This window comes from uncultured Psychromonas sp., from assembly GCF_947489755.1.
In the GTDB taxonomy this organism is placed as follows: Bacteria; Pseudomonadota; Gammaproteobacteria; order Enterobacterales; family Psychromonadaceae; genus Psychromonas.
This window is the reverse complement of sequence record NZ_CANLFB010000001.1, coordinates 126761-153575: the sequence shown is the minus strand read 5'-3', so window position 1 is coordinate 153575 and position 26815 is coordinate 126761. Positions and strand designations below refer to the sequence as shown.

Genomic DNA, 26815 nt, shown 5'->3' with positions numbered 1-26815 from the left:
AAATAAGTACCATGATAATACTGGCAACACTTATTTTTAGTATATTGTCTTACTTCTTAGGCGCTTTAAATGGCGCTATTTTATTGTGTAAGTTCAAAGGATGGCCAGATCCAAGATTGCATGGTTCAAAAAACCCTGGTGCAACTAATATATTACGAATACATCATGCCCAAGCAGCCAGTTTAGTGCTGTTATTTGACCTATTAAAAGGCACTTTGCCCGTTTATTTAGCTTACTTTATTGGTATTCCACCTATTGGCATTGGGCTAATCGGCATCGCAACTTGCTTAGGGCATATATTCCCGCCTTACTTTGACTTCAAAGGCGGAAAAGCTGTCGCTACTGGATTAGGTACATTACTGCCTTTGGGAATGGATATGACAGGGCTAGTTGTTATTACATGGTTATTAACTGTAGCGATCAGTGGATATGCTTCTTTGGCTGCCATTGTCACTGCCATTGCAGCTCCCGTTTTTGTAAACTACATCAAACCAGAGTTCACTTTGCCTGTATTAATGCTTTCATGTTTAATCATTCTGAGACATATCAGTAATATTCGACGTTTATTAACAGGTAAAGAAAAGAAAATAGTGAACTGGAAACAATAATATCCATAAAGAGATTGGTAGTTAAAGGCAATCTCGTTATAATTGAAAAAATCACAGCAAATACACAATAATTACCAGGATTGGTAAAAATATTGGCATTTTATTAACACTTACAGGAGTTCATGTGACCCTTATTAAACGTCTCAGCCTATTTATCACTCTTTCAATGAGCTTGTTCAGCGTATCAAGCTTTGCACAAGATTTCTCTGATGAAGCGATTGCCAGTCGTATCGCTCCTATTAGTGATGTATATATAGATGGTGAAATTGTCACTGCTAATACCGCTAGTGCATCAGATGAGCCTGCAGAACCACGCACTGGTGAGCAAGTTTACGGTACATTTTGTATAGCCTGCCATGGCACTGGTGCTGCTGGAGCGCCAATCAAAGGAGATGCTGCAGCATGGGGACCTCGTATAGCACAAGGTGAAGAAACGTTAATTAAACATGCTCTTTCAGGCTTTAATGCAATGCCAGCTAAAGGAACTTGTAGTAATTGTAGCGACGATGAAATTATTGCCACAGTTAAGTTCTTAACTGAGGGTTTATAATAAACGCTAAAGCCTTTATTATTGAACTTGTGCATTATAAAAAATGATAAAAAGACGAATTGATATTCGTCTTTTTTTATAGCTATTTTCGACAAAGGACAAGTATTATGCGTTTATTACACACTATGTTACGTGTTACTGATTTACAAAAATCATTAGATTTTTACCAAAATGTACTGGATATGAAATTGTTACGCCAGTCAGAAAATGCTGAATATAAGTATACACTTGCATTTTTAGGTTACGGCGATGAACTTGACACAACAGTTATTGAATTAACTTATAACTGGGGTACAGACGCTTATGACCTAGGTAATGCTTATGGCCATATCGCGATTGAAACAGATGATATTTACCAAACTTGTGAAAAAATAAAAAGCTTAGGTGGCATTATCACGCGTGAAGCAGGACCAGTAAAAGGCGGTACTACCGTGATTGCGTTTGTAAAAGACCCTGATGGTTATATGATTGAATTAATTAACAAGAAAGATGCTGGCAAAGGATTAGGCGAAAGTTAATTAATAGACTCATTATTTAGCTTGATGAGTCAGTATTGAATGGAAAACGACATATAAATGTTCAAATAAAAAAGGCTGATTCAATATCAGCCTTTTTTTATCTATTTATTACGTCTTATTATTGGTGTAATAAATGGTTTTATTTAGGTAGGAAACCCACACGATCATACACTTTAGCAAGTGTCTCCGCTGCTCGTTCACGTGCTTTATATGCCCCTACTCTTGCCATCGCCTGCAATGCAGCTTCATCAGCACGTAACGCTTTAAAACGAGCTTGAATTGGCTCTAAAAGTGTAACAACAGCATCTGCTGTATCTGATTTTAAGTGCCCATACATTTTATCTTCATATTCAGGAATCAAGCTTTCGATTGATTTACCAGTAGAGCATGAAAGCAATGTTAGCAGATTAGAAACACCTGGTTTTTCCGCCGTATCAAAATAGATGCGCGCTTGTTCATCAGAGTCTGTTGCTGCACTTTTAATTTTCTTCGCTATCTTCTTAGGGTCTTCCAATAACGCAATGAAGTTCTTTTCGTTATCATCAGATTTAGACATTTTCTTGGTTGGCTCTTGCAAGCTCATAATACGTGCACCATGCTCTGGGATAGCAGGTTCTGGCACAACAAAAGTATCACCGTAAGCATTATTGAAACGCGTTGCAATATCTCGTGCTAATTCAAGATGCTGCTTCTGATCGCTACCAACAGGTACACTTTGTGGACCGTATAATAAAATATCTGCCGCCATTAATACTGGGTAGCTATATAACCCTGCATTAATATTCGTCACGTTCTTTTGTGATTTATCTTTAAACTGCGTCATACGGTTTAATTCACCCATTTGTGTATGACAATTTAAAATCCAAGATAATTCAGCATGCTCAGGCACTTGAGATTGAATAAACATAGTACTTTTTTGTGGGTCAATACCCACAGCTTGATACATCGCTAAACCATCATAAATAGCACTGCGTAAGGCTTTTGGATCTTGACGCACTGTGATCGCATGTAAATCAACAAGACAGAATAAACAGTCGTGTGTTTCTTGCATTACAACCCATTGACGCAATGCGCCCATATAGTTACCGATAGTTAAGCCACCTGATGGTTGGCAGCCACTTAATACAACTGGTTTAGTCATTGTTTCTTTCCTTCACTGCTTTTAAAGCAATGTTAATAATTCGTCGAAATGATTAATAAGATAATCTGGGTTCATATCCGCAATCGGATCACCGAAGTTATACCCATAAGTTAACGCGATAGTTTTTACCTGTGCATTTTTACCCGCTAAAATATCGTTACGAGAATCCCCTACCATCACGGTTTGAGATTGACTGATATTGAAATGCTCACAGGCGTGATTAACTTGCATTGCATCAGGTTTATTTTTAACTAACGTATCACCGCCAATTAATAAATCAAAACAACGATTTATTCCAAAATACTTTAGTAATTTAGGGAGGAATTTTTCTGATTTATTAGTGATCAAAGCAATTTTATAGCCTTTATCTTGTAATGAAAATAAAGTACTTTTTACTGCGGGGTATAAACCAGACTCAGTATTTAGAAATTGTTGGTAATAACCTTCAAATATCGTCACGGCTTGCGTTAATTCGGCATCAGATATCGTCTTATCTTGAACGTGCAATAAACAACGTTCAACCATTTTTGGGATACCATCACCTACCCATGTTTTAACAATTAGACCATTCACATTGGGTAATGATAAATCGTCTAGCATTGAATTTAATGCCAGACGTAAGTCTGGTACGCTATTAACTAACGTACCATCAAGGTCAAAACAAATTAGTTTAATATCAGTAATTGGGGACATATCAACTCATCTCTATTTTACTTGAGCTAGCTGTTCGCGCATATCGTCAATAACCGCTTTATAGTCTGGCTGATTAAAGATAGCTGAACCTGCAACAAACATATCTGCACCTGCTTCTGCAATCTCTTTAATATTGTCAGTTTTAACGCCGCCATCTACTTGTAGGCGAATATCTCGGCCACTATCATCGATTAATTTACGTACTTGGCGTAGTTTTTCAAGTGTATGAGGAATGAATGATTGACCACCAAAACCAGGGTTTACCGACATTAATAACACCACATCAAGTCTATCCATAACATGTGTTAATTCTTCTAATGAAGAGGCAGGATTTAATACCAATCCAGCTTTACAACCATGGTCTTTAATTAACTGTAATGAACGATCGACATGTTTTGAAGCATCTGGGTGGAAAGTAATAATTGATGCACCAGCATTAGCAAACTCAACAATCATAGTATCGACAGGCTCTACCATTAGATGTACGTCGATTGGTGCTGTAATACCGAAGTCACGTAATGCTTTACAAACCATTGGACCGATCGTTAGGTTAGGTACGTAATGATTGTCCATTACATCAAAATGCACTACATCGGCACCATCGTCTAATACTTTTTGAACATCTTCGCCTAAACGAGCAAAGTCTGCAGAGAGGATCGAAGGTGCAATTAAATAATCAGTCATGGTAGTTTGTCCCTGGATAGAAATAAGCTAAATAATGAATGTATTATTCTACCTAAGCCATGCCTAACACACTAATTTTTATTTCCGATGTTTGCTCTAGATTGATTTTTTCGCAGGGAAAAATGCAAATAATTCGGCAACAGGTTTACGATCAGTTGATTTACTACTAATGGTACGTGATACAAAAATTTTATCGCAATCCGCATCACGATATAACTCTTGGGTTAACGTTGTATCATGATTGCTTAACAGAACAGCCGCTTTACTCTCACGCGCCAATTTTGCTAATTGTGCTTGATCATCCAAACTAAATCCTTGCGTGGCATAACTCGTAAAAGAAGCACTCTTACTTAATGGTACATAAGGAGGATCGCAGTAAAGCACATCATTATCACGCAAGTATAAAAACAGCTTTTGATAAGGTTTACAGGTAAATGTTGCTTTTTTGGCTTTTTCAGAAAAATATAATAATTCATTTTCTGGAAAATAAGGTTGTTTATAACGACCAAAAGGCACATTAAAACCACCACTTTTATTATAACGACACAAACCGTTATAACCATGACGGTTCATATATAAAAACAATAATGAACGTAAATAAACATCTTCACTTTTATTAAACTTTTCACGCAGCTGATAATAAACATCTTCTTGATTATATTCAGGTTGAAAATAAACCTTCGCGTCACGAATAAATTGCTTAGGCTTACGCTTAATAATTTTATACATCTCAATTAGATCAGGATTGATATCATTGAGTATGTACTCGTCAAAGTCACTATTTAAAAACACTGATCCAGCGCCTACAAAAGGTTCTATTAAACGCTTTGCTTCAGGTAAACGCGCATTAATTTGCTCTGTTAGTGTGTATTTACCACCAGCCCACTTTAAAAAGGCTCTATTTTTTTTATTCATTATTCAACCGCAAATCATTATGTACCGCTTGCCATGTTTTTATCCAAGTCGGTCTACCTTTAAATGCTTCAGGTAAACTTTTAATTGCCAAATTTGCAGATTCTACCGAAGAATACTCACCATAAATGACGACAAACCAAGGCTTATTATTTCGAATTGTTTTATAGGAAAACACATTTTCTGTATTTGATTCATATTTTTGTTGAAAAATAGCTAAATAACGACGAGATGCCATTCCAGAAATTTGTACTGTGAAATTATTAGGGTTTTTAGACAGTAAAATGTAAGAAGCCGTCAGTAAACTATCTTCTTTTTCCGTAGAGATTAAAGGTTTATCTTTTTTCACAACAGAAGATGAAACATTCGTCAGTAATTCGTCTGCAACACTCAATACTTCTTCATCATTACTGTCACTTGTTGCCCCGTTATCGCTATCAGCGATTGTCGTCACTTTTTGTTTTGTATTTATTAACTCACTTTCAGAAAATGAATCATCTTCGCTAATGACGTTATCATTAATAACAACAGGGAGTTGTAATAATAAAGGGACTTGATATTGTTCAGTATTTTTATTCGCTAATGGATTGGGAATATCGTTACTTGATGTATCACTTAATACTGTCAACTCAAGTAACTGATTGTCTGAAATGACAGTACGTTGTTCCGTTTTATCAGATAAACCAACCATTGACTGATTATTTTCAACTTCAAGGTCCAAAGTAGCCCATGAACTAGCAAGAGACTCTTGTTTTATCGATTCAGTAGGAGCGACTCCTGTAATTGTACGTTCTGTCAGTAAATCGTTATCTGACTCATCTATTTTTGTCGAATTTGGTACAAACTTAGGATAAAGATAAGCGGCTAATAAACTAACAATAATGACCAATATAAGCATTAATAAGACAGCAGGAAGCTTTGTTTTAACCCAAGAAGGTGGCACAGTTTCAAGTAGACCTTGGTTTAAGCCTTCTGCGAGTGCAATTATTTTTTGTGGGTTACCATTGCATAAAGCTAACTGACGGTTTAATGCGTCTTGGTGTTGTAATTTTGCCTGATAGCCTATTTGTTGAAAATTATGCAATAGGAGTTCGTTCGCTTCTTGTCCATCTAATGCAGGTAATGTTAACTCAAGATGATTCAAAGTAGATTGGAGGCGACTCACTAAGTGAGTATCAATATAATGTATATAATCTTTTGTCGTTTTTTCATCAGTCAGCAACAAAATATTAAAGTTATTATCTTGCGTAAAATTAGGTTCAGAAAATAACTCACACAATTCAATGATAAAACCAGCCGGTAAATATTGGGCGTTATCAATAATGATTAATTTTTTTTTGGTTTGCTGCTCTGACTGTTGTAATCGAAAAATCGTATCTAATAGCTTATCTTCAGCATTAAATAATGCCTTATTATAAAACTGCGCCACAATTTTTTGGCGTAATGCGTTTTCTGTCTGCTCATTAACTAATGAGATATAAACTTGCTGTAAATCACCCGGTAAAGCATTAGAAAGGTTTTCAATCAGTGTAGTTTTACCTGATCCAGCTTCTCCTGAAACGAAAGTAAGTGAAGAAGATAAATAGATAAGATGTTGTAGTCGTTCTATTAACTGCAACTGAGAAGGGAGAGTAATTAATGTTCTTTCGACCATAATCGATTACGATTCTATGACGTCACGAAGTACTTTCTCGCTAACATTATCGAATAATGCACTTGTACCTACTGAAGTCGGTAGCACCAAGCGTAATTGACCATTAAGTACTTTTTTATCTAATTGCATATGCTCAGCAAAATGCTTGTACTGCATATCAGCAGGGGCAGTCAACGGTAGATCAAATGCTTCAATTAAATCAATTATTTGTTCTACGTCACTATGATCTACTAACCCTAGGATATAAGACGTTTCAGCAGCTAAGACCATTCCTACAGCAACTGCTTCGCCATGTAACCAGTTACCATAACCTTGCTCAGCTTCAATAGCGTGACCAAAAGTATGACCTAAATTTAATAGAGCACGAATGCCATGTTCTTTTTCATCTAACGCGACCACTTCAGCTTTAATAGCACAGCAACGTTTAAGCATATAAACAATTGCCGTTGGATCAAGTGATTTAATCGCTTCTATATTTGACTCTAACCAGCTAAAAAAGTCTTTATCATAAATGATACCGTACTTAATCACTTCAGCCATACCAGCAGCAAACTCACGATCAGGAAGTGTTTTTAAACACTCAATATCAATGATAACTGCCTGTGGTTGATAAAACGCACCAATCATATTTTTGCCAAGAGGATGATTTACGGCCGTTTTACCACCAACCGAGGAATCGACTTGTGATAATAAGGTTGTTGGTATTTGTACAAAAGCAATACCACGTTGATAACAAGCAGCAGCAAAGCCTGCCATATCACCAATAACACCACCACCGAGAGCAATAATAGTTGTATCTCGACCATGTTTTTTGGCTAGTAATTCACTTAAAATTATTTCGAATGTGCTTAATGTTTTATGTTGCTCGCCATCAGGTAAAATAACCTCATCGATTTGATAGTCTTTTAATGTCTTTTTACAAGCCTCTAAATATAGAGGTGCAACAACATCATTAGTCACAACCATGACTTTTTTGCCTTTGATCGCACTACTAAAAAGAGAGGTATCAGACAATAAGTTTGAACCAATAGAGATTGGGTAACTACGATCACCTAGATCAACGAGTAATTTTTCCATTAGAAATCCAGTAGAGCAATAATTTGACTCGCAACAACTTTTGCACTTTGCTCGTCAGTTTCAATAGTATAATCCGCAGCTTCTTCATAAAGTGCGTTGCGTTTTTCTGCTAGCGTTTCTAGTACTGATTGAGGATCATCAGTCTGTAGAAGTGGTCTGCGTTTATCTTTTAATGTTCTTGCAAGTTGCTTTTGAACACTTGTTTTTAAATAAACAACAATACCTCGAGCTGACAAATGAGTTCTATTTTCTTGTCGAATAACGGCTCCGCCGCCTGTCGCTAAAACGATACCATGTTTCTTGGTTAGCTCATCTACCATCTCTTGTTCGCGATTTCTAAAGCCCTCTTCGCCTTCGACGTCGAAAACCCAAGCGATGTCTGCGCCAGTTTTGCGTTCAATTTCACTATCTGAATCAAGGAAATCTAAATGCAGCATTTGTGCAAGTTGACGACCAATTGTGCTTTTACCAGCCCCCATTGGGCCAATTAAAAATATATTACGCTGTTCTGCCATGTTGAATTTTTACTCAAGTGGTTGATTACTGGGAAACCCCTTAAAAATTAAAGAGAAGTGCCTTATTATCGCAATTGTTAACAATATATTGCAAGCCATAAAAAAATAAGCCTGAAGGTAAACTTCAGGCTTATTCAATACTAAATGAATTTAAGACTTAATATTTTGTTTGCATAACAATACGCGGTGTAACAAAAATTAATAATTCTGATTTAGTATTGTCGGTAACTGAGTTTCTAAAAAAGAAACCAAGATAAGGAATATCACCTAAGAATGGTACCTTACTAACCGTATCTGTAATTTGCTGTTGGTAAATACCACCTAAAACTAATGTCTCACCGTTATCGACCAATACCTGAGTTTGAATCTCTTGTGTATCAATAGAAACTGACTCTCCATCACTTGTTGTAACAGTTTCACCAACAGAGTCTTGAGTAATCACTAAATCTAAAATCAGTTTATTATCAGGTGTAATTTGTGGTGTTACTTGTAAGCTTAATACTGCTTTTTTAAAGCTAACTGATGTAGCGCCAGACGATGATGATTCTACATAAGGTATTTCAGTACCCTGCTCAATATAAGCCGTTTGTTGATTCAATGTTGTAATACGAGGACTTGCAATAATTTCTGCTTTGCTTTCTTGTTCTAAAGCAGATAACTCTAAGTCTAGGATATTACCATTAGCTAACTTAGCAACTTGAAATCCAAGTGTACCAGCAGAGGTAGAGATAGGTAAGTTAACATCTAACGTGTTTAATGTAGAGTCAGAAGAGGCTGAAGACGTATCAAGTCCCCATGTAATACCCAAATCTTCACCAACAGAGTCACTAACAGTTACCATTCTCGCTTCAATAACCACCTGTCGAACCGCAACATCTAAAACATCAATAATTTCTTTAACTGAATCAATAACAGCCGCCGTATCTTTAATTAACAAGGTATTCGTACGTGTATCAACCGTTACATTACCACGTTCCGACAATAAACTTGCGCTTTGGCTTGATAGCATAGTTGCAATCGTCGCTGCTTTTGCATAATTAATTTGAATAAACTCAGAATATAATGGGGCTAAAGCAGCAACTTCATTATTAGATTCTAATTGCTCACGTTCTTTTGCAGCAAGTTCAGTAGCAGGAGCAATCATAAGCACATTTCCATCCATGCGCTTACCTAAACCTCTTACCTTAAGAATAATATCTAACGCTTGTTCCCAAGGAACATCATCAAGACGTAATGTAATATTACCGCTTACTGAGTCAGTAATAACCAAGTTAAAGCCATTAAAATCAGCGATTAACTGTAATACTGTACGGACAGGAATATCTTGAAAATTAAGTGAAATAGCTTTCCCTTCATAAGGAGTGTCAGCTTCATCTTTTGGTTTTTTAGATACTTCAACCATAAATAAAGTATCTAATTGATCATAACGATAGTTATATTCATCTTTTATATTAAATACGAAACGTGTTTTTCCATTTTCTCGAAATGTTTCTATCTTTTCTACCGTAGTAGCAAAATCGACAACATCCATGATGTATAAGAAATCATCTGGAATATAAGTACTTTGAAATTCAACGATGAGTTGTTGGTCACGACGCTGTATATCAACAGCAACGCTTGAGTTATCTAAGTAAACAAACAGTTTACCTTGACCTTCCGTTCCTCGTTTAAAATCGATATCAGAAATAGTATTAACATAACCTTTAGGTCTATCAATCAAAGCCGCTTTACGTGCTTTTTCAGCCGCTTCATTTAATGTTTTCTGTGCAGTTTGATCACCTGTATTTTGAATAATTGCAGCCGCTACTGCAGATTCAGCTTCAGTTGCAACAGATCTTTTTTCAGTGTCTCCGAAACGAACGATTAAATTTTCACCTTGATCAGAAACATAATAAGGCATCAATTCATCAATCATAATAACTAAACGTAAGCCGCCGTTCATGCGTATTGCTTCAACACTCTCGACACCATTTTTATTGATTCCGATAGGGTTTAATTCAAGTAATGAACTTGCATCTTTAACATCAATGACCAGTTTATTAGGACGATAATGTAATTTCTCAGTGTAAGTATCAATGTCATCATTGAATTCAAAATTCAATTCAAACTTCCCTTCCGAAAGAGGGTTTACATTAAGCTTTATTAATTGCGATTCAGCAACTGAGAAAGAAGATACAAATAACAAAGCGACACCCACACTCAGCAATATTATTTGTTTAAGATTTCTAAATTTCATGTTTTCCATTTCATCCCTGATTAACTTTATTCCGATACTAATGTCATTTGAGTAACACGCTCTACCCAACAACCATTTCTATCTGGTGCTAACTCTAATAAATCTATTTTATCTTTATTTATTTTTAGTACTTTCCCATAATTTAAACCAAGGTAATTACCTGGTCTCACTTTATGGACTTCACTACCAGAAACTTGGACAAGCGCCCATAGTTCACCGTCAATCAATAGCGTTCCTTTCATTTGCATTAACCCGAGCGAGTACAATTCCAGCGCTTGCTTTTTTCGCTCAAAATTAGGCTGTGGACAACTTTTAGGAATATCCTTTACTTGAGTAATAACTTCAAGTTGTGGTTGTGAAAAAGGATTTCTTTCACCTTCTTGAGTAAAGTTAAGGGTATCAATTTTTTTCAGTGTAGGTACTTCATTTTTTACAGGATAAACTTTAGATTCAGTATCATCAACAAATACATGTAAATCATCAAGGTTTGCTTCCGCACAAGAAAATAATAAAAACACCAATGATAAAGGCAATAATTGCTTCATTATTTTTTCCCTTTATAACGATATGTTTTAGCAACAATGTCTAACATTAACGTATTTTCATCGTTATGCTTTAAACGCAAATTATCTAATATAACAATACGAGGTAAAGCGGCAATATCAGCAGAGAACTTGCCTAGTTGCTCATAGGTACCAATGACTTTAATACTAATAGGGACTTCTTCAGCAAGTTCTAATTGTTTTTTTACACCCCAATTAAGACTTTTAAACTGCAAACCATTATTAGCACCAATAAAACCAACATCATCTAACAAGCTAGCGAGTTCTTTTTTACTTGGTAATTTATTCACTAAACCATCTAATATTACTGCAATTTCAGTCATTTGTTCGCGATAAGCTTCAAGATTTGAAGACAATGCAGCTTTTACTTTAAATTCATTTTTGAGGGTTAATTCTTGTGCTTCTACTTTATCTAATTGCTTAAGTTGATCTTCAATAATGTAATAGTAGAAACCACCAATCAAAAGACAGCACGTGATTATCACCACAATAGACTTATGAAGTTTCGGCCAGCTACCTATATTTTCTAGATCCATATCATTAATATGCATGACTATTTCCTATCTTCAGGAAGAACAATAAAGTTCATAGAGAAATTATATAACTTGATTGGTTTTGTTGGACCGCTAACGATAGAAGGTAATGAAGCATCGCCTAACCAACCAGAGCCATCAACATTTCTGACCATGTTACTAACTTGTCCTGTCGAATCGGATAAACCTTTAACACTCACTTTGTCATTATTAAAGTTAATTGAATTAACATAAACACCTGGAGGTGTTACAACTGGTAATGTATTGAAAAAACGAGTGATAATATTACGCTGTAATTCCAATTCCTGAATAAGGTTTATTCGGCGTACTAGTTCAGCTTTTTCTTTTTTAATATTTTTTATTTCTGCAATGCGTCGGTCTAAAATGATAGTTCTAGTCTGTAAAAACTCATTTCGTTCATTTTGTGCGCTAATCAAAGAATCCACATACATTTTTCCTGCAAAAGAAAAACCTAATGCAACTAAGCAACTACAGCCTAACAAAATAAAGAAAGCAATTTTTTTCTTCTTTTTATGATTTTCACGCCAAGGTAATAAGTTAATATTCGACATTACGAAAAACTCCTCAATGCCAAACCTAATGCCATCATATATTTAGGCCCAGATTGTTTTAATAATTTTTTGTCTACTTCATTTTTACATTCCAGACTTAGAGAAGGATTGGCAACCTCAACTTGTACATCTAACTCTTCTTGTAATTGCTTCGCTAACTCATCCATTAAGACTCCTCCACCCGTTAATATCAGCTTACTGATATCAACTTTGTTAGGGGCATTAGTAAACATGCGTAAGTCAAAACGTAAATGATTAATAGTCATATTAACAAATGGCGTAATAACATCGACATCGCAATCAATAGGTAAATCATTCTCAACTTTTACTCTTTCTGCTTCCGGTGCTGGTAAACCGTAACGCTCAGCAATCATTTGGCTGCATACAGCACCACCATGACTCTTGCTTCGAGTAAAAATAACGTTACCTTGATGCAGAATATTGAGCATCATTTGAGAAGCGCCAATATCGACAATAGCAATGCCTTTATCGTAATCATCAGAGCTAATAACAAGCTCTGCAGAACGAGCCAATGCATGACTAGCAATATCCACGATAGTTGTCTTTAAGCCACTTTCATCGACACACTGAGCTTGAGATAAGACACGTTCTTTCCGCGCTGCGCTCACAAGAATGTCATTTAATGACGGGTCATTACTATTGGGCCCCATTATTTCGAAATCAATAAAAATTTCATCTAATGGAAAAGGAATACTATTTTCAGCTTCAATTTCGACGCGCGATTCTAAATCTAACTCACCAAGAGAAGCGTTCATTGTCATTACTTTTGTAATGACATCAGAACCGGTGACAGCGATAGCGACATTTTTATAATTTGAAGGGAAACTTTTACGTATTTGTTTTATAATCGCAGTGATTTTATCAATATCTTCAAATCGATTGTCGACAATAAGCCCTTTTGCTAAAGGGGCTTCTGCAATACCATCAACGTGGTATGCTCCTTGTCCTTTTGAGATTGCAATTGCTTTGATTGAATTCGAACCAAAATCAATACCAATAACACCACTCGAACCTAATTTTTTAAATCCAAAAAACATAATTTCCTTGCTGCATTAAGCGTTAATAAGTTTTTTTTAAATTAATATACAATAATAAGTTTAAATTCGACAATTTCCAAGCTGATAAGTCACAGTTCACTCTTTAACTCATGATTTATAACTATATACTACAGACTCAATATATCGAACATAAAAGTGACTTAGTCACTCTATCAATGGAATTATTTAAATATGATGAAATGGATCAAGCGACTTTTTATAGTAGCTATTATTTTTTTATTATTAGGTGTAGCAACAGTAGCAGTAATTTATTATCAGCTAAAATCTGACTTGCCTGATGTAACTAGTATTCAAGATATACCGTTACAAGTTCCAATGAAAGTATTAAGCAAAGATGGTGAGCTAATTTCACAATTTGGTGAAAAAAGACGTATTCCATTGGTACGCGAAGATATACCAGACCAATTAGCTAATGCATTTATTGCAACAGAAGATAGCCGATTTTATCAGCATGTTGGCATGGACCCTATTGGTATACTTCGTGCAGCCAGTGTTTACATAATGTCTGGTAGTGCTAAACAAGGCGCAAGTACAATCACACAGCAGGTCGCTAGAAATTTCTTTTTAACCAATGAAAAAACAATGCTTCGTAAAGTACGAGAAATTTTCATTGCAATTCAGATTGAGCAAATTTTAACGAAAGATGAAATATTAATGCTTTATCTTAATAAAATTTCACTGGGGCATCGTTCTTATGGTGTTGGTGCAGCAGCACAAGTTTATTTTGGTAAAGCAGTTTCAGACCTCACATTATCAGAAATGGCGGTGTTAGCCGGGCTTCCAAAAGCCCCATCACGCCTAAACCCTATTTACTCTGTAGAAAATGCAACAGAACGTCGTAATATTGTATTAGTACGAATGTTAGACGAAGGTTATATTACTGATAAAGAGTATCAAGATGCGCGCGATGAAGTCGTCATAAGTAATTACCACGGTGCTGAAATAACGCTGTCCGCACATTACGTAGCAGAGATAGCACGTAATAAATTAATCGAACTATACGGTGAAGATAGAAGTTATAACGAAGGCTTCAACGTTTACACCACCATTACAAAAAAAACCCAAGAAGCGGCAAATCAAGCGGTTATTGAAAATCTTTATAATTACGATATGCGACATGGCTACCGTGGTGCTAGCAAAGTACTGTGGGAAGAAAGTGAAACACCATGGACAACAGAGAAAATAGCTAAAACGTTATCAAAAGAAAAAGATATTGCAGATTTACATGCTGCTGTAGTGGTTGCCGTTAATAAAAAAAGCATTGATGTCATCATTAAAGGTCAGCAACAGAAAAAATCAACTATCGACTGGGATGGTTTGAGCTGGGCTCGTCCTTTTAAAACAGATTCAAGGCAGGGATACCCACCTAAAGAAGCAAAAAATATTGTGAAAGTAGGAGAGCAAATTTGGATTCGAGAAATAGAAGTAGAAGATAAAGAAAAATCGACTACCAACAAACAATTGCAATTATCTCAATACCCAGCAGTAAGTGCCGCGTTTATATCTTTAAATCCACAGGATGGTGCGATTACATCAATGGTTGGTGGTTTTAATTTTGCACAAAGTAAATTTAATCGAGCCACTCAAGCAAAGCGTCAAGTTGGCTCTAATATAAAACCTTTTATTTATTCTGCCGCACTTGATAACGGCTATACACTGGCAACTTTAGTCAGTGATACACCGATTAGTCAATGGAGTGGCGATGAAGCTTGGCGACCTAAAAACTCGCCAGCAGTATACGCTGGCCCAATTCGTTTACGTCAGGCATTAGGTCAGTCTAAAAATGTCGTTTCTGTGCGTTTAGTAGAAGACATAGGGCTTACTAAAGTCATAGACCAGCTCGTTAAATTTGGTTTTAATGAAGATGATATGCCAAGAAGTAACTCTCTTGCATTGGGTTCTGCATCAATGACGCCTATTGAATTAGCAACAGGCTATGCCATTCTTGCAAATGGCGGATATAAAGTAGAACCTTACATTATTGAACGCATTGAGGATGCTTATGGCACGGTACTGTATCAAGCAGAACCTAAAATTGCGTGTCCTGAATGTGTTAGTACTTATAAACAACAAGAAGCAGAAACTGACCCATTAGCAACCACCACCATCATTGACGGTAAAGCTGAAGTTTGTGCTATTTCACCTATTGATAAAGCGCAAATCGCACCGTCAGCAATATCTCCAGAAACAGCGTTTTTAACGCGAGAGCTTCTGCGAACAGCGGTTTGGGGTGGCGGAAATCGAAAAAACAAAACCAATTGGAACGGAACAGGTTGGAGAGCAGCTCGCGCTATCGGTCGACAAGATATGGGCGGAAAAACAGGTACGACGAATGATTCTAAAGATGCTTGGTTCTCAGGTTTTGTAGGTAATATGGTCGCGACTTCATGGGTTGGCTTTGATGATTTTAGTCGAGAACTCGGTCGTGCAACTTACAATAATAATTTAGGTAAAAACCAAGTAGCTGGCGGTGAATTTGGTGCCCGAACAGCATTACCAGCTTGGAATTACTTCATGAATAAAACCATGGCTGACCAACCCGTTTATAAGCCTGCTCGTCCACGCTCAATTTCTAGTGTGCGTATTGATGCTGCAACCGGCTTATTAACCACAGCACGAGATGAAACAACACGATTTGAGTTCTTCAGAGCCGGTACGATACCGACTAACTATGTGCCAGAGCCAATGTTCAGTGGGTCGGATTCGCAAGAAGGCGGCTCTATTTTTGGTGACGAATTGTTTTAACTAACAATATCCACACTAAAAAACTCATTAAATTGACAAATAGATGAAAAGTCCTGCATTAATTGTGCAGGCTTTTTACTATCAGGCTTATTGATACCAACGACATATTCAACACCAGCAGATTGAGCGGATAGTAATATTTTTTCACTATCATCAATAAAAATTGATCTTGAAAAATCAGTATTTAACTGTTTTTTTACTGCAGACCAAAAGTCGCTACTCTCTTTAGCATGACCAATATCATGACTAGAAATAACTAAGTCTACATGTGATAACAATTGGGTTTGCTGATCTTTTAGTTTAATACCACTAGGATGGGCGTTTGTTAAAATAACAATTTTCTTATTAAGCTCTTTTAATGTCTTTAAAAACCATACCGTATCTTCTCGCCACTGAATTTTATCTTTACATTGATGTTGTAATTGATGGATATCTAAACCTAAGGTTTTTGTCCAATAATCATAACAATACCAAGATAACGTTCCAGATACTTTTTTACATTCTTCAAATACAACTTCAATGGCTCGCTCAAGAGAAACTCCATGAATAATTGCATAGTGTTCTGGAACCAATTCTATCCAAAAATGAGAGTCATAATGTAGATCTAATAAGGTTCCATCCATATCTAACAGTACTAAATCGATATCTTTTTCTATTAACATAATTCACCTAAAAAGAGTTAAAATTGAATAATGGGCAGTAAATAAATCATTTCAAACAGCTTTAAAGTATTCAAAACTCACCTAACTACGCCCATTAAATCGGTGTAAAGCCGGCTCACTTGACAGCACTACTCCTTAAAAATAAGTGTTCTTAATACTCACGATGACTCAGATATCCATTTGGATTAATATAATACAGTATCGTAGAGACAATAAGCATTGTAAGATAACCTTTATATATACTAATAAAGTCATGAGGCACCTATGAGTAGTTCTTCACAAACCTTACCCGAAATTTTAAATAAAAGTGTGGCGGCTTGTAGTCGATTTTTCAAAATTGAAACATTACAACTGAAGTTTAGTAATGGTGAACAACGTGAATTTGAACGTATGCAAGGTGGCAATCAAGGAGCTGTACTTATCGTTCCTTTTTATGACAAAGAAACGATTTTATTGATACGAGAATACGCAGCAGGGACACACAGTTACGAATTAGGCTTTCCAAAAGGGTTAATTGATCCTGGTGAAACGCCTGTAGAAGCGGCTAATCGTGAATTAAAAGAAGAGGTTGGCTTTGGTGCAAAAGAGCTTACTGAACTAAAAAAAGTGGTAATGGCACCAAGTTACTTTAGCAGTGAAATGACGCTTTTTATGGCCCATGATTTATATCCTGAAAGCTTAATAGGTGACGAACCAGAACCATTAGAAGTCATTAAATGGCCATTAAGCAAAGCAGATGAATTACTAAATCGAGATGACTTCCAAGAAGCGCGTAGCATTAGCGCTTTATTATGGGTAATGAAAAACTACCAATAAAATATGCTTCATATTATCAGTAGGCAGTATTGGTATGTTGCCTACTGTTTTGCAAGTTAGCTTATACCAATCACACTAATTAACTGATCTATTTTATTTGTTAAAATAACTTATTTCTTCGTTGTAAATTTCATAAAACGAACAACGTCTCATGAATTAACATTTTCTAGTTAATTCCCCGACAGACGATTAACGAAGTTAATCGTCGAAAGACCTTAATTTACGCCTTAAACTAACCCCTTTTTCCTACGCAAAATTTAGATCTATTATTTAACGTCATCGGTATTATTAAAATAAACGATTTAAACCATTAAGTGCAGCAACTCGATATGCTTCGGCCATGGTTGGATAGTTAAAGGTCGTGTTGGCAAAATATTCAATCGTATTACCTGGGCCTTCTTGCTCCATGATCGCTTGTCCGATATGAATAATCTCCGCGGCACGCTCTCCAAAACAATGAATGCCTAATATTTCTTTCGTCTCACGATGGAATAATATTTTCAAACTACCCACATCTGATCCTAAAATTTGTGAACGGGCTAAATCTTTAAATTGTGCACGCCCTACTTCATAAGGCACTTGTTGTTGGGTTAACATTTGTTCTGTTTTACCTACCGAACTAATCTCAGGAATAGTATAAATACCAGTAGGAATATCTTTAATAAGTTTTCTTTTACCTTCACCCGTAATAATCAAGTTTGCCGCAATTCGACCTTGATCATACGCGGCACTTGCAAGGCTCGGATAACCAATAACATCGCCTACTGCATAAATATTATCAACAGATGTTTGGTAATGTTCATTAATCGCTAATTGACCACGGCTATCTGGTTTCAAGCCTACTGTTTGTAAATTCAATAAATCAGTATTACCTGTTCGACCGTTGGCATAAAGCAAACAATCCGCTTTCATTTTTTTGCCTGACTTAAAATGGATCACAACACCATCAGACGACGACTCTACTTTTTCATATTCTTCATCATGACGTAAAATCATGCCTGAATTTCTAAAATGGTAAGATAAAGCATCTGACATTTCTGCATCTAAAAATGATAATAATCGATCTCGTGTATTTACTAAGTCAGTCTTAACACCTAACCCTCTAAAAATTGAAGCATATTCACAACCAATAACACCGGCACCATAAATAACAATATGCTGTGGTTGGTAATCTAACGATAAAATCGTATCACTGTCGTAAACATTAGCTGAATTAAAATCGATATCATCAGGATGATAAGGGCGAGATCCCGTTGCAATAACAATATCTTTTGCCGTGATAACTTCTACAGAACCATCTGCATTTTTTATTTTTACTGAGTGATTATCAACAAAAGATGCTTCACCAAAATGTAAAGTGCAGTTATTACGGTTATAAAAACTACTGCGCATTTTAACTTGTTTACCGATTACTTGTGCTGTGTGACGAAGTACGTCTGCAAAAGTGAACTCTTGTTTTTGAGGGTAATTATTTGTAAATAATGCATTATTTTTCAGTTCAATCAACTGTGTAACACTATGGCGAAGTGCTTTTGAAGGAATGGTTCCCCAGTGAGTACAACCGCCGCCTATATCACGATACTTTTCAACTACTGCAACACGTTTGCCTGCTTTTGCAAGCTTCATCGCCGAACCTTCTCCGCCTGGGCCAGTACCAATAACAATGACATCATAATCGTAATTTACAGGAACAGTTTTTTGATTCTTTGGAGTTGACATTAGACGACCTCAAGTTGGAAAGTAACTTATATTAACAATTTGATAGCATTTGTCACACATTCTTACAACAAAGTTAGCGGTAAACCTTTTATAAATAGTCTATTGTTATTGTTTAAGTATCTTTAACTTCTCACATACACTATAAATGTAAGAAATAGGTATTAGTTCATGTTATTTTTAAGTTTTAAAACAGTCAAACTACAGGAGTAATGACAATGCAAGACAGCAACACATCTGTACAGCAAGATAGCAACATATCAGTAAAATGGTTAATTTACGCTTTCTTAATAGGATTATCGACAAATGCATGTTTTTCTATTTTAACCATTTCTCAAGTGACCTTTTCTCTTTTCCCCTTTTTCACGTTATTTTTTGCAATCAGTCACTTTTACCGTTTATACATTCACGAAGCGAATAATGAAGGAAGTATCAGACCTGCATGGGCTGCATTTTTCATTGGATTATTTTCTTATTCAGCCTTCACTAGTGCTTTATACCCAGAGCTAGGCTCAAATTTTATATCTATCACTATCGCACTTATTTTAGCTATTTGGTTAATGTATAAGTTGATGTTTGGCGACAAACATTACTCTGCGTAATTGTTCTATAAAAGGTAAAAAAATGGATTATATTACTCGCAATATACCAAAATCTAAAAAGATCGCTTTAGTTGCACATGATCATATGAAAGAGTTATTAATTGACTGGGCTTCAAAAAGAACAGCACAATTAAAACAACATGAACTATTTGCAACAGGCACAACAGGTGTTTTATTAACAAAGCAAACAGGCTTACCTATAGAATGCCTTTTATCAGGTCCAATGGGCGGAGATCAACAACTTGGCTCCAAAATAGCAGAGGGGAAACTCGATGCATTGATTTTTTTCTGGGACCCAATGAATGCAGTGCCGCATGACACTGATGTGAAAGCGCTTTTGCGCTTAGCGGCTGTATGGAATATTCCTATTGCGACTAATATAGCAACAGCCGACTTTATCATGGACTCAGTTCATATTGATAAAGACTACGCTACACGTATTCCTGATTACCAAGGTTACTTGCTCGAACGTACACAATAGGCCTTGGAGATTAACGTGCAAAGCTTAACAGATATTTATATTTACCCAATAAAGTCCACCAAAGGTGTTCAATTACCTCAAACTTTTGTTGAAGAGAAAGGTTTGAAAGATGATAGACGTTATATGTTAGTCGATCTTGATGGCCAATTTATCACTGGACGTACTCACCCTCAATTAACTCAGGTGAGTATAGAGTTTTCCAGAAAAGGCTTATTTGTTAGTGCGCCTAATCAAACAAGTTTTTACATCCAACAAGAAGACTTTACAGACCAAATATTAACCGTTGATATTTGGTCTGACACATTACAAGCGCAACATTGTCATTCAGATTATGATCGTTGGTTTTCAACGTTTCTAAAGCAAGATTGTAAACTTGTTTATTTTTCTGATAGCAGTATGCGTTGCGTTAAAAACAAACAAACTCAAGTTAGTTTTGCTGATGGTTACCCACTATTAATCATTAACCAAGCATCAGTTGATCAACTGAACACTCACTTAGAAACGCCTGTTAGTGCCTTACATTTCCGACCTAATTTAATCGTCAAAGGAGATGCTCCTTTTATTGAAGATAATTGGGCTCGTATTAAGATAGGAGAAGTAGAGTTTGACGTTAGTAAACCTTGTTCTCGTTGTACTTTTACTAATGTTGACCCTAAGACAGGCATTGCAGATCTCGAGCAGCCGCTTAAAACGTTAGCAAAATTTAGATTCCATGAAGGTGAAATCGATTTTGGACAAAATTTAATACCGCTCAATGAAGGTATTATACGTAGCGGCGATCCGATACAAGTACTTGAGACTAAAGAAGCGCCTGTATATAACTCAATGATCAACGATCTAGAAAGCAATAAAAAAGAAGTGAAAATACACTTTTCAGTGACTGATATTGAAGTGACTGGAAACAATCAACAACCTTTATTAGACCAAGCTGAGCTTGCAGGTGTTAACATTCCATTTTCATGCAGAGGTGGTAAATGTGGTCGTTGTAAAACGAAACTATTGTCCGGTGAAGTTGATGTGTTAAATAACCAAGGTTTGTTTGCAGAAGATATTGCAGCGGGTTATGTATTAGCTTGCAGTTGTATTCCAACGTCAGATATTAGCATCGAACATTAATATTTAAAAAAGGCTTTAATCACTCTTTAATGCTTATATTAATGAGAGAGTGATTAAACTTTATCCCCTTATTCTGGGCATCCACTATGAAACTTAAAATCATCATCATAACTACTGATTAACTCCCCTTCCAATTCCCCAAAAAATTGAATTCGCTCAGAGATATCCTTACCCGCTATTTGCTCTGCTAATGATAAATAATCTTGATAATGACGAGCTTCAGAACGCAATAACGAGAGGTAAAATTTATTTAAAATGGGATCTAAATGTGGTGCTATTTTAGCAAATCGTTCACAAGATCTCGCTTCAATATAGGCACTACAAATAAGCTTATCGATTAATGTATTTGGCTCATGAGTGGTGACATGCTTCAAGAGCTCTCGCGCATAACGGCTTGAGCCAACAAAATGAAAAGTAATATCACGAGCTTGCATAATTTCTACGACTTGATAAAAATGATGTAATTCTTCCTTGATTAATAGAACCATTTTATCAATCAAATCTTGGCCGTAATCAGTGTTTGCTTTTGCGACTATTTTTTTAGATAAACTATTACTCGCTAACGCTTTCCAGTCACCTTGCTTACGATAAACAAAGTCATTATAAGGCGTTAACCAAGCCATCAGCGCTTCACCACTTTCTTTATCTACAGCATAACGACGAACTAATAGCATCGCCGTTTGTGCTGCTTTTAACTCACAGATCATATGATCAATTAATAACGCAGATTGATTCTCAACAAGCTTGGCTTTGTCTACCCAAGCTTGTGGTGTTTCTACATGAAGAAACTGTTTAATCGGTACTAATAATTGATCATCTGCGTGCATTTAATAACGCTCAAATAATTTTAAGAGTGCATCACTGTTATCAGGAGCAAAGTTTTCTTCTTGTTCTTTACCATACACGCTGTCAGCTAATTTTTGCTTACGAGATTGTAATGCTAAAACACGTTCTTCAACCGTTTCTTCACAAATCAATTTATAAACAAACACAGGTTTATCTTGTCCAATTCGATACGCACGGTCAGTCGCTTGATTTTCAACCGCAGGATTCCACCATGGGTCGTAATGAATAACGGTGTCCGCAGCGGTTAAGTTAAGCCCTACACCACCCGCTTTTAATGAGATTAAGAAGACAGGCACATTGCCTCCTTGGAACTTCTCAATCACTTCGCTTCGATTACGAGTTTGCCCTGTTAATTTAACAAAATCGATTCCTTTTTCCAGTAACGCTTCTTCAATTAACCCTAGCATTTGGGCAAATTGAGAGAAGATAAGAATACGTCGTCCTTCTTCGACCATCTCTGGCACAATGTCCATTAAAAAGTCTAATTTAGCAGAACTCTTAATTTGCTGTGCATGTTCTAGCTTCACTAAACGTGGATCACAACAAGCTTGACGTAATTTTAATAGTGCATCTAAAAACTCAATACGACTTCTTGCCATGCCTTTTTCACGTAATAAATCACGCACTTTTGCTTCCATCGTAATACGGATGCTTTCATATAATGTACGTTGATCATTTTGCAGTGCAATTTTATGGATAATTTCAGTTTTAGCCGGTAACTCTTTTGCCACATCATCTTTTGTACGACGTAATAAGAAAGGTTTGGTTTTTTGAATTAACCATTGTTGAATTTGTTGGTTACCCTCACCTTCAATCCCCTTACGGTAAACGCGGTTGAAGGTGCTATATGAACCTAAGAATCCAGGCATTAAGAAATCAAACAAAGACCATAGTTCACCTAGATGGTTTTCCATCGGTGTACCTGTTAAACACAAACGCTGTTTAGCATCGATCAACTTGATACTTTTAGTCATTTTTGCCAGTGGATTTTTGATCGTTTGTGCTTCATCCAATATAAGATCAGAGAAAGAAAAATCAGCAAACTCCTTAAAATCACGAGCAATCAGAGGATAAGTCGTTATAACAAGATCGTAGTCATTAATATCTTTAAAGAATTGATGGCGACTAACACCATGCAACACTAATACTTTTAAGTCAGGCGTAAACTTAATTGCTTCGTTTAACCAGTTCCCCACCAACGAGGTAGGACAAATAACCATTGCAGGTAACGTTAATAATTGCTGCTGCTTTTTATATAGTAAATAAGCTAAGGTTTGTACTGTTTTACCTAGTCCCATATCATCCGCAAGTACACCTGAGAAACCATATTCATTTAAGAACATTAACCAATTAAGGCCTTCTTTTTGATAGTCTCGTAACTCGGCTGCAAGCCCTTCAGGTGCGGGTATTTCTTGGATACCACTAAAACTAGCTAGCTTTTTAGCTAAGTTTTGTACGTGTTCACCACCAACCCAACGATTAATATCAGGTAGCTGAGCTAATAATGCAGCTTGGTTTTGTGGTAAATTAATCTTACTTTCATTAACCTCTCCAAGTTCCTGCAAAATAGATAAGATTGGTTGAATAGATTCACGTTTAACACGTAATGGACGCCCATTACCCTGTGCTAACAAGATATCGTAATTATTCTGTTGCCAGTCTTCATTACTACGTAACCACTCTAATAACAGCGGTAACAGTTCAATACGTTTACCTTCAACTTCAATCGACACACCTAAATCAAACCAGTTGCCTTTTTCATCGATAGCAATATCGATACTGTCAACCTGCTGACTCTGTAAGGCTAAGTCTTTAGCAATATCAAACTGCCAACCTAATACTTCTAAACGCGCTTTATGTGCGGTTAATAAAGACAACCATTGAAACTCTTGAGAGCCACCTAACTCAGGCGGTAAAATACCTTGTACATCTTTACTGACCGTGTATTTTGGATCATACATATAGACATCAAGTAAGCATAAGTCGTTAAACTCGTTAAGCGCTAACACTTCAGCCTCAATATCACGAGTAATACTCACGATTTGGCTTTTATGCATGTATTGATTACGTTGTTTATCTTCAAGAATATTTGGTGTTAATAGCAGATCACCATATTTAAAATATAAACGACCTAAAAATAACGGCTGAGATTTTATTGTCTGTATATCTAACTTAAAAATCACCTGTAGTTTTTCGTCTATAGGTTGAATATCGTAATGTTGTGGATTAGGTAAAACATCTTGTGAAAAGCCTAATGACACTTCTTGAGTGAAATGTGCACATTGCTCTTCACCTAATGGTGGCGTTTGTAATAGAGAAAGTAACCAATCACGATTAAAGTGTGTTTCAATTTCACCGACCTGATGACGTGATAAATCATAAAAATAAGGTTTAGGCGTAGGAATTAATAACCATTCCTCACAATCTTCTAAATTGACTGTTAATTGTTTTAGGTCATCTTCAATTGACTGCCATTCAAGCTTCACTGGGCGAGACTCAGAAACTGTTATTTTCTGTTCTAAATGCTCCCAAAAACAACGTCCCGTCTCCAGTATTTTTTGTAACGCGAGTAAATCAAGCTCAGTTTTTATATAAGTCTTACCTAACTTAGCCGCTCGCCCTTCTTTAGTTAATAAAAGACGTAGTATTTCTACATCTACATCTTCAACCCACTTGAAGCTCTCCATCCAGCTTTCATTGTCTGCGACGGAGACTAAATCTTTTTCACTAAACACATGTGTATTTTCACTTTTCAAAAAACGCACGGTGCCATATTCAACTTTTATATAACGATGCTCATGATTCAATACTTTCTTGTCAAAAGAAAAGCGGAAATGACCTTGGTAAGCAGATGCTCTTATTTTGGTAGGGGCGGCAGCTTTTCCATTTAACATCTCATACCAAGTTTGATAACTATTTTCGACGTTATAATTGGGAGTATCTGCTTGATAAGCTAATAATAAAGCCACAGCATGCTTACAGTTCCATCCCACAGGGCAAGAACAAGTACTATGAATTATAAAACCACCTTTATTAGAGGGCTTTATTGACGCTTTAGTTTTATAAGGAGTTTCATGACTCCCTTTCACTAGCCCAACAAGAGCGTTACTCGATTCATCGTAATCGCACGCTAATACACGACTTTCTTTAAAATAAAGGGTGCCTCGATCAATAATGTTACGACCAAAACTTGTAGAAATATCTTGCTGAGTTACTTTAGGCATCGGAAAAAACCATCTAAAAAACGGATCGTTAATGATAAAGAGATAGTAAGCATAAATAAAGCATTAATCACATAATTCAAAAATGATCTATTTAGCTGTTCATTTATTTACTCAGAAATATAATTGTAGTAAGTTGTAGTTAAATATTTATTTGTCATCATGTTCACATAAAATTGACGAAAATTCAGTTAATAGAGATAAAACCACTTGATTAGAAGCACAGCAACTAGCTCACTTTACTTTTTTGTCATTGCATACACAGCACTACAGATGTGGTTATTTCCAATTACTTATCAAATAGACCTTTATAGTCTGTTTTTTGGCGTATTAATTACTGCAACTTTGTTATTTTCGCTTATTAACATGCAAAAGGTGAAATATAACCCTCATGTATATAAATATTTAATGAATGGGTTTTTCTTTCTATTTTTAGCCATGCTCACTGACACATTAGATGAAGTGTTTATCCAACCTTGGCTGTTAGGCGTACTATTTGAAGATATTGGGCAATTAATTGGTTTTATTTTAGTCATTTATGGAATCAGTAAATGGATAGCACAGAATAATGCAAACACGACTAAATTAAAAAAAATCTCTGAAACTGATGAATTAACGCAATTATCCACACGTACCCACTTTAACTATCAACTCACTAACTTACTCGTCTCGCCACACATTGAAACATTTTCTATTTTATTAATTAACATTGATAACTTTAAACTCACCAATGAACGTTACAGCCAAGCAGCCGGTGACATTGTTTTAAAACGACTTGCTAATAAACTCATTGATTGTGTACGTAAAACCGATACGGTTGCTCGCTGGGGCGGTGAAGAGTTTATTATATTACTTAACAATAGTAATGATGATATTGCCAAACAAGTTGCAGAGACAATAAGAACAAATGCAGAATTATTATGTGTAGAGTTCGATCAAGATATTATTAATGTAACGGTCAGCATTGGCGCAGTTACTTACAAAGATGAATTAAAAAGTAGTGAGCTGATTAACAGCGCAGAACAATGCTTATCTACAGCAAAACAACAAGGTAAAAATCAAGTATACGTGCGAGTAGAGGCTGAAATAGTATAATTTATTGATGTATACCAATTAACATTTGTATAGGATATCTTTTTTATATTTAGACTTTTGATATGTAGAGAAGACATTAAAAAATTTTATTACCGCCTCATTTTTAGTTATCTCAATAAATCTATTCGTTATCGCGATAAATCTATAAAACCCTCTATGAGCCTTATAGATTTACGTATT

At 35.9% G+C, this 26815-nt stretch carries 25 protein-coding genes; 9 read left to right on the top strand and 16 right to left on the bottom strand.

Annotation, left to right across the window (positions count from 1 at the left end):
• Positions 1 to 11: 11 nt before the first annotated feature.
• From plsY to gloA, 3 genes are all read left to right on the top strand, one after another.
• Entirely contained in the window at positions 12 to 608 is a 597-nt protein-coding gene (plsY, locus tag Q0794_RS00760; RefSeq protein WP_298939469.1) for a glycerol-3-phosphate 1-O-acyltransferase PlsY, read from the top strand.
• A 124-nt stretch (positions 609 to 732) separates the two neighbouring features.
• Positions 733 to 1158, top strand: a complete 426-nt coding sequence (locus Q0794_RS00755; RefSeq protein WP_298939468.1) for a cytochrome c5 family protein — start codon at positions 733 to 735, stop codon at positions 1156 to 1158.
• A gap of 107 nt (positions 1159 to 1265) precedes the next feature.
• A complete protein-coding gene (gloA, locus tag Q0794_RS00750; RefSeq protein ID WP_298939467.1) occupies positions 1266 to 1676 on the top strand; it encodes a lactoylglutathione lyase in 411 nt (136 codons plus the stop codon).
• A gap of 139 nt (positions 1677 to 1815) precedes the next feature.
• On the opposite strand, the gene trpS is transcribed toward gloA, so the two are convergent.
• From trpS to pilM, 12 genes are all read right to left on the bottom strand, one after another.
• Positions 1816 to 2817, bottom strand: a complete 1002-nt coding sequence (gene trpS, locus Q0794_RS00745; RefSeq protein ID WP_298939466.1) for a tryptophan--tRNA ligase — start codon at positions 2815 to 2817, stop codon at positions 1816 to 1818.
• Positions 2818 to 2838: 21 nt separating this feature from the next.
• A complete protein-coding gene (locus Q0794_RS00740) occupies positions 2839 to 3510 on the bottom strand; it encodes a phosphoglycolate phosphatase (protein ID WP_298939465.1) in 672 nt (223 codons plus the stop codon).
• Positions 3511 to 3522: 12 nt separating this feature from the next.
• Positions 3523 to 4194, bottom strand: coding sequence for a ribulose-phosphate 3-epimerase (gene rpe, locus Q0794_RS00735; RefSeq protein WP_137297370.1), 672 nt, complete (start codon positions 4192 to 4194; stop codon positions 3523 to 3525).
• Positions 4195 to 4290: 96 nt separating this feature from the next.
• The gene (locus Q0794_RS00730) at positions 4291 to 5109 is read right to left on the bottom strand and encodes a Dam family site-specific DNA-(adenine-N6)-methyltransferase (protein ID WP_298939464.1); all 819 of its coding nucleotides are present in this window, start codon (positions 5107 to 5109) and stop codon (positions 4291 to 4293) included.
• Positions 5102 to 6760 carry an AAA family ATPase gene (locus Q0794_RS00725; RefSeq protein ID WP_298939463.1) on the bottom strand — a complete coding sequence of 553 codons (1659 nt, stop codon included), beginning with the start codon at positions 6758 to 6760 and terminating at the stop codon, positions 5102 to 5104. Before Q0794_RS00725 ends, Q0794_RS00730 begins: the two co-directional genes overlap by 8 nt.
• A gap of 6 nt (positions 6761 to 6766) precedes the next feature.
• Positions 6767 to 7837, bottom strand: a complete 1071-nt coding sequence (aroB, locus tag Q0794_RS00720; RefSeq protein ID WP_298939462.1) for a 3-dehydroquinate synthase — start codon at positions 7835 to 7837, stop codon at positions 6767 to 6769.
• Positions 7837 to 8352: a shikimate kinase AroK gene (gene aroK / locus Q0794_RS00715; RefSeq protein ID WP_298939461.1), complete on the bottom strand. Its 516-nt coding sequence runs from the start codon at positions 8350 to 8352 to the stop codon at positions 7837 to 7839. The genes aroB and aroK overlap by 1 nt, the downstream gene beginning before the upstream one ends.
• A gap of 157 nt (positions 8353 to 8509) precedes the next feature.
• Complete coding sequence (gene pilQ, locus Q0794_RS00710) at positions 8510 to 10588, bottom strand: type IV pilus secretin PilQ (RefSeq protein ID WP_298939460.1); 2079 nt, start codon at positions 10586 to 10588, stop codon at positions 8510 to 8512.
• A 26-nt stretch (positions 10589 to 10614) separates the two neighbouring features.
• The gene (locus Q0794_RS00705) at positions 10615 to 11133 is read right to left on the bottom strand and encodes a pilus assembly protein PilP (RefSeq protein WP_298939459.1); all 519 of its coding nucleotides are present in this window, start codon (positions 11131 to 11133) and stop codon (positions 10615 to 10617) included.
• Positions 11133 to 11702 carry a type 4a pilus biogenesis protein PilO gene (locus Q0794_RS00700; protein ID WP_298939458.1) on the bottom strand — a complete coding sequence of 190 codons (570 nt, stop codon included), beginning with the start codon at positions 11700 to 11702 and terminating at the stop codon, positions 11133 to 11135. The genes Q0794_RS00705 and Q0794_RS00700 overlap by 1 nt, the downstream gene beginning before the upstream one ends.
• Positions 11703 to 11704: 2 nt before the next feature.
• Complete coding sequence (locus Q0794_RS00695) at positions 11705 to 12256, bottom strand: PilN domain-containing protein (protein WP_298939457.1); 552 nt, start codon at positions 12254 to 12256, stop codon at positions 11705 to 11707.
• Entirely contained in the window at positions 12256 to 13314 is a 1059-nt protein-coding gene (gene pilM, locus Q0794_RS00690) for a type IV pilus assembly protein PilM (protein WP_298939456.1), read from the bottom strand. The genes Q0794_RS00695 and pilM overlap by 1 nt, the downstream gene beginning before the upstream one ends.
• 192 nt (positions 13315 to 13506) lie before the next feature.
• Between pilM and Q0794_RS00685 the strand changes: the two genes are divergently transcribed.
• Entirely contained in the window at positions 13507 to 16080 is a 2574-nt protein-coding gene (locus tag Q0794_RS00685; protein ID WP_298939455.1) for a PBP1A family penicillin-binding protein, read from the top strand.
• Here the strand turns inward: Q0794_RS00685 and yrfG are convergent.
• Positions 16077 to 16742, bottom strand: a complete 666-nt coding sequence (yrfG, locus tag Q0794_RS00680; RefSeq protein WP_298939454.1) for a GMP/IMP nucleotidase — start codon at positions 16740 to 16742, stop codon at positions 16077 to 16079. The genes Q0794_RS00685 and yrfG overlap by 4 nt on opposite strands.
• Positions 16743 to 17006: 264 nt before the next feature.
• Between yrfG and nudE the strand changes: the two genes are divergently transcribed.
• Positions 17007 to 17558, top strand: coding sequence for an ADP compounds hydrolase NudE (gene nudE / locus Q0794_RS00675; RefSeq protein ID WP_298939453.1), 552 nt, complete (start codon positions 17007 to 17009; stop codon positions 17556 to 17558).
• A 288-nt stretch (positions 17559 to 17846) separates the two neighbouring features.
• Here nudE and sthA read toward each other — a convergent pair whose 3' ends face one another.
• Positions 17847 to 19277, bottom strand: a complete 1431-nt coding sequence (gene sthA, locus Q0794_RS00670) for a Si-specific NAD(P)(+) transhydrogenase (RefSeq protein WP_298939452.1) — start codon at positions 19275 to 19277, stop codon at positions 17847 to 17849.
• Positions 19278 to 19492: 215 nt separating this feature from the next.
• Here sthA and Q0794_RS00665 point away from each other — a divergent pair, with 215 nt between their 5' ends.
• The 3 genes from Q0794_RS00665 to Q0794_RS00655 are packed head-to-tail and all read left to right on the top strand — an operon-like array spanning position 19493 to position 21473.
• On the top strand, positions 19493 to 19876 hold the full coding sequence (locus Q0794_RS00665) for a YijD family membrane protein (protein WP_298939451.1): 384 nt from the start codon (positions 19493 to 19495) through the stop codon (positions 19874 to 19876).
• A gap of 22 nt (positions 19877 to 19898) precedes the next feature.
• Entirely contained in the window at positions 19899 to 20357 is a 459-nt protein-coding gene (locus Q0794_RS00660) for a methylglyoxal synthase (protein WP_298939450.1), read from the top strand.
• Between the two features lie 15 nt (positions 20358 to 20372).
• Positions 20373 to 21473: a YcbX family protein gene (locus Q0794_RS00655; protein WP_298939449.1), complete on the top strand. Its 1101-nt coding sequence runs from the start codon at positions 20373 to 20375 to the stop codon at positions 21471 to 21473.
• Between the two features lie 68 nt (positions 21474 to 21541).
• Here Q0794_RS00655 and miaE read toward each other — a convergent pair whose 3' ends face one another.
• Complete coding sequence (gene miaE / locus Q0794_RS00650) at positions 21542 to 22300, bottom strand: tRNA isopentenyl-2-thiomethyl-A-37 hydroxylase MiaE (protein ID WP_298939448.1); 759 nt, start codon at positions 22298 to 22300, stop codon at positions 21542 to 21544.
• The gene (locus Q0794_RS00645; protein WP_298939447.1) at positions 22301 to 25543 is read right to left on the bottom strand and encodes a DEAD/DEAH box helicase; all 3243 of its coding nucleotides are present in this window, start codon (positions 25541 to 25543) and stop codon (positions 22301 to 22303) included.
• Positions 25544 to 25813: 270 nt separating this feature from the next.
• Between Q0794_RS00645 and Q0794_RS00640 the strand changes: the two genes are divergently transcribed.
• A complete protein-coding gene (locus tag Q0794_RS00640; protein WP_298939446.1) occupies positions 25814 to 26635 on the top strand; it encodes a GGDEF domain-containing protein in 822 nt (273 codons plus the stop codon).
• Positions 26636 to 26815: the final 180 nt, after the last annotated feature.